The sequence below is a fragment of the Nocardia concava NBRC 100430 genome (assembly GCF_000308815.1).
Classification (GTDB): Bacteria; Actinomycetota; Actinomycetes; order Mycobacteriales; family Mycobacteriaceae; genus Nocardia; species Nocardia concava.
Genome location: NZ_BAFX01000087.1, coordinates 1 through 4543, shown reverse-complemented (window position 1 = coordinate 4543; position 4543 = coordinate 1). Strand labels below are relative to the sequence as shown.

At 68.2% G+C, this 4543-nt stretch carries 3 protein-coding genes; 2 read left to right on the top strand and 1 reads right to left on the bottom strand.

Features of this window, described 5'->3' with window-relative positions:
• On the bottom strand, positions 1 to 589 hold a 589-nt coding region (locus tag ON43_RS20490), incomplete at its 3' end, for an MFS transporter (RefSeq protein ID WP_157514122.1).
• 416 nt (positions 590 to 1005) lie between these two features.
• On the opposite strand from ON43_RS20490, the gene ON43_RS20485 reads away from it, so the two are divergent.
• Positions 1006 to 3189: a SulP family inorganic anion transporter gene (locus ON43_RS20485; protein ID WP_245568675.1), complete on the top strand. Its 2184-nt coding sequence runs from the start codon at positions 1006 to 1008 to the stop codon at positions 3187 to 3189.
• Positions 3190 to 3381: 192 nt separating this feature from the next.
• Positions 3382 to 4543 (top strand): SulP family inorganic anion transporter (locus ON43_RS20480; RefSeq protein ID WP_040809817.1); only part of this gene is annotated, 1162 nt, incomplete at its 3' end.

Below are 4543 nucleotides of genomic sequence, written 5' to 3'. Positions count from 1 at the left end.
CGTACACCAGCCCCATCACCAGGAAGGCCTGCGCGATCCCGGCCCGGTCCTTGCCGAAATCCGATAGCAGCTCGGTGGTCCACGGTGAGGCGATCAGCGCCCCGCCGCCGAAGCCCATGATCGCGAAACCCGTTGCCATGCCGGGCCGGTCGGGAAACCAGCGGATCAGCGTCGACACCGGCGAGATGTATCCGATGCCGAGCCCGATGCCGCCCACGAACCCGTAGCCCAGCACGATCAGCCAGTACGCGCCGACGGCCGCGCCCAGCGCCGAGAGCAGCAGTCCGGAGCAGAAGCACACCAGCGAGACGGTCATGGCCCAGCGCGGCCCGCGCCGTTCCACCAGCGTCCCGCCGAAGGCCGCGGACAGGCCCAGCATGACGATGGCCAGCTGGAACGGCAGCGCACTGCCGGTGCCGGAGATGTGCATGGCCTTCTCCAGCGGCGGTTTGAACACGCTCCAGGCGTAGGCCTGCCCGATGGCCAGGTGAATGGACAGCGCGGCGGGCGGAACCAGCCAGCGGCTCCAGCCCGGCGGGGCGATGACTCTGGAATATCCCGGGGCGCCCGGGCCGATGACTGCGGTCATGCTGATCTCCACGGCTAGCTTGTGGTGATCATAGGAGCCGGGGCCGACCGTGAGGGTGGTTACGGGACAGCGGTTTTCGCGACGGTGATGCGCACGTCCGCGATCGGTTGCCCGAAGGTTCGAGGCCCGTCGTGGCGGTCCGAGGACTAGCCGAGGTGTTGCGCGCGGTGGTGAGCTGTGTCACAGTTTGGTAGCGGATCGCCTCAATTGCCGCAAACGCTTTTCATTTCCTTTGCATTGTCTTTACGCTTACCGGCGATCTGCCAAGCGTCGTGGTTCTCCAGCCTCGCCCGCCGCTGCCTCTCGATGCCAGTACATGTTGACCGATGAACCGGACGGCCCTGCCGTGCCGGCGAAGGAGAGATATGTCCACCGACACCGATCAGCCTCCACGGACGTTGCTTCAGCCTCCACGGATGTTGTTGTCTCCTCGTCTCACCGCGCTGATGCGCCATGATCTGCCCGCCTCGCTCGTCGTCTTCCTGGTCTCCCTGCCGCTGTCCATCGGCATCGCCGTCGCCGCGGGCGCGCCGGTCGCCGCCGGACTCATCGCCGCCGTCGTGGGCGGGGTGGTGGCCGCACTCTTCGGCGGCTCGACCCTGCAGGTCAGCGGGCCCACCGCGTCGCTGACCGTGGTGGTCGCCGAATCCATCAACCAATTCGGCTGGGCCGCCACCTGTTTCATCACCGTCCTGGCCGGCGGCCTGCAGATCCTGTTCGGGCTCAGCCGGATCGCGCGCGGCGTGCTGGCCATCGCGCCGGTCGTGGTGCACGCCATGCTCGCCGGGATCGGCATCGTCATCGCGCTCGAGCAGGTGCACGTGCTGCTGGGCGGTGATTCGCTGACCTCGTCCTGGGACGCTCTGGTCGCCCTGCCGCATCAGCTGGCCTCCGTACATGCCGGTGACCTGTGTATCGGACTGGTCGTCATCGCCATCCTGGTCGGCTGGCGGCATCTGCCCGAACCCGCGCGCCGGGTGCCCGCCGCCCTCGTCGCCGTCGTCGTCGCCACCCTGCTGGCGCACGTGCTGCCGGTGCGGGTCGAGCGCATCTCCATCGACGGCTCGCTGCTGCAGGAACTGCACCTGCCGCAGGTCCCGCACGGCAGCTGGGCGCAGGTGGCGCTGATGGCCGTCACCATCGCGCTCATCGCCAGCGTGGAGACCCTACTATCGGCCGTGGCGGTGGACCGGATGCGCCAGAACTCCGCGCGCCGAACGGATCTGGACCGCGAACTGCTCGGCCAGGGCGCGGCCAACATGGTCTCCGGCCTTATCGGCGGGCTGCCGGTGGCGGCGGTCATCGTGCGCAGCATCACCAATGTCAAGGCAGGAGCGCGCACCAAGGCCTCGACCATGCTGCACGGGGTGTGGATCCTGCTGTTCTCGGTGGCGCTGGTCGGGGTGGTGCGCTCGATTCCCAAGGCGGCCTTGGCCGGATTGCTCATCGTGGTCGGCATCCAGCTGATCAAGCTGGCGCACATCCGACGCGCCCAGCGCACCGGCGATCTGGTGGTGTACGCGGCCACCGCCTTCGTGGTGGTGTTCTGGAATCTGTTGCTGGGCATGCTCGTCGGGCTCGCCCTGGCCTTCGCGCTGCTGCTGTGGCGGGTGGTTCGGGTGAGCGTCAGCGCCGAGGCGATCGACGAGCGCCGCTGGCGGGTGACCGTGGACGGCAGCTTCACCTTCCTGGCGCTGCCCAGGCTCACCGCCGAACTGCACAAGGTGCCCGCCGGCGCGGGCGTCGTGGTCGAGATGATCGTCGACTTCATGGACCACGCCGCCTACGACTCCCTGCAGGAGTGGGTGGAACAGCATCGAAGCGAAGGCGGCACAGTCGAATTCGTGGAGGCGGGTGCGGTGCGCATGGCCGACGCCGCCGACGGACCGGCCGCACGCGGGCACTCGCGGCACATGCTCGACCAGGCGCTGGGCCCGTGGCGGCGCACCGCCAATGACGTGGACCGGATCGTCGCGGGCGTGGCCGCCTATCACCGCAGTCACGCGCATGTCATGCGGCCCCACCTGGGCGTGCTGCGCGACGGTCAAGAACCCGACTCGCTTTTCGTCACGTGCGCGGATTCGCGGATCGTGCCCAATGTCATCACCAACAGCGGGCCCGGCGACCTGTTCACGGTTCGCAACGTGGGCAACCTGATTCCGCGCGATGCCAAGGATTCGAGCATGGAGGCCGCGCTCATCTACGCCCTCGACAAGCTCGATGTCCGCTCGGTGGTGGTGTGCGGGCACTCCGGCTGCGGGGCCATGGGCGCGCTGCACAGTGAGCTGGTCACCGGCTCCCAGCTCGACGACTGGCTCGCGCACGCCCGGCCCAGCCTCGAGCGGTTCCGGGACGGGCATCCGGTCGCGGCGGCGGCCGCGGCGGCGGGCTTCGGGCCGGTCGATCAGCTGGGGATGGTGAATGTCGCGGTGCAGCTCGAGACGCTGTACGCGCATCCGGTGGTCCGGCGCGGTGTCGAGGAGCGCGGGGTCGTGCTCTCGGGCCTGTTCTTCGATATCGCGACCGCGCGCGTGGTCGAGGTCACGGTGGACGGCATCGGTGAGATCGACGGCGCGGGGCGGGTGGCCCAACCCGCGTGACGAACGGGGCGCAGGGGCCTCGAGAGGTGTGAGCCGCAACGGTTCACACCTCTTTAACTTTGTGGCACAGGTTTTCTCAGGCTTTGCTAAGTCTTTACTCTTAGCCTTGCCTTTGCTCGTCCGGTGAGTCTGCGGCCAATGCAGTCCGCAGCCTTTATTCGATGCCCCTGCACACGCTCGCCAAGGAGCGATATGTCTCGCGACACCGATTCACCGCCAGGCAGAAACGCCGGCAGATTCGACTCTCTGCTGCGCCACGATCTACCTGCATCCCTTGTTGTCTTCCTCGTCGCCTTGCCGCTCTCGCTCGGCATCGCGGTCGCCTCCGGTGCGCCGATCGCCGCCGGACTCATCGCCGCCGTCGTCGGCGGCGTGGTGGTCGGCCTGCTCGGCGGATCCCCACTGCAGGTCAGCGGCCCCGCCGCCGGCCTGACCGTGGTGGTGGCCACCACCATCAGCGAATTCGGCTGGAAAACAGCCTGTTTCATCACCGTGCTCGCCGGTGGTCTGCAAATCCTGTTCGGGCTCAGCCGAATCGCGCGCGCGGCCCTGGCCATCGCGCCGGTGGTGGTGCACGCCATGCTCGCGGGCATCGGCATCACCATCGCGCTGCAGCAGCTGCACGTGCTGCTGGGCGGGGCCTCCCACAGTTCGGCCTGGCAGAACCTGATTCAGCTGCCCGGTGAGCTGGGCAATCTGCACGGCGACGACTTCTTCATCGGACTCGTCGTCATCGCCATCATGCTCGCGTGGAAGTACGTGCCCGGGAAGCTGAGGGTGCTTCCGGGCCCGCTGGTCGCCATCGTGATCGCCACCGTGGCGTCGCTGGTGCTGCCGGGCGCTCCCGAGCGAATCGTGTTGAGCGGCTCGCTGTTCGACGCCATCGGACTGCCCTCGCTGCCGTCCGGTGACTGGGGTGCGGTCGTGCTCGCGGCACTGACCATCGCCCTGATCGCCAGCGTGGAGAGCCTGCTGTCCGCGGTCGCCGTGGACAAGATGCACACCGGGCCGCGCACCAACTTCGACCGGGAACTGGTCGGGCAGGGTGCGGCCAATATGGTCTCCGGCGCGCTCGGCGGCCTGCCGGTCACCGGCGTCATCGTGCGCAGCGCCACCAATGTGCAGGCCGGAGCCCGCACCCGGGCCTCGGCGCTGCTGCACGGCATCTGGATCCTGGTCTTCTCGGTCGCACTGGTCGGCCTGGTGCAGCAGATTCCGAAATCGGCGCTGGCCGGTCTGCTCATCGTGGTCGGCATGCAGCTGGTCAAGATAGGCCACATCAAGCTGGCCAAGCGCACAGGCGACCTGCTGGTCTATGTCGTGACCGTGCTCGGCGTGGTGTTCCTGAACCTGC

Coding starts and splice junctions, on each gene's coding strand:
- ON43_RS20485 (WP_245568675.1), top strand. CDS start 1,006: ATGTTGTTGTCTCCTCGTCTCACCGCGCTGATGCGCCATGATCTGCCC.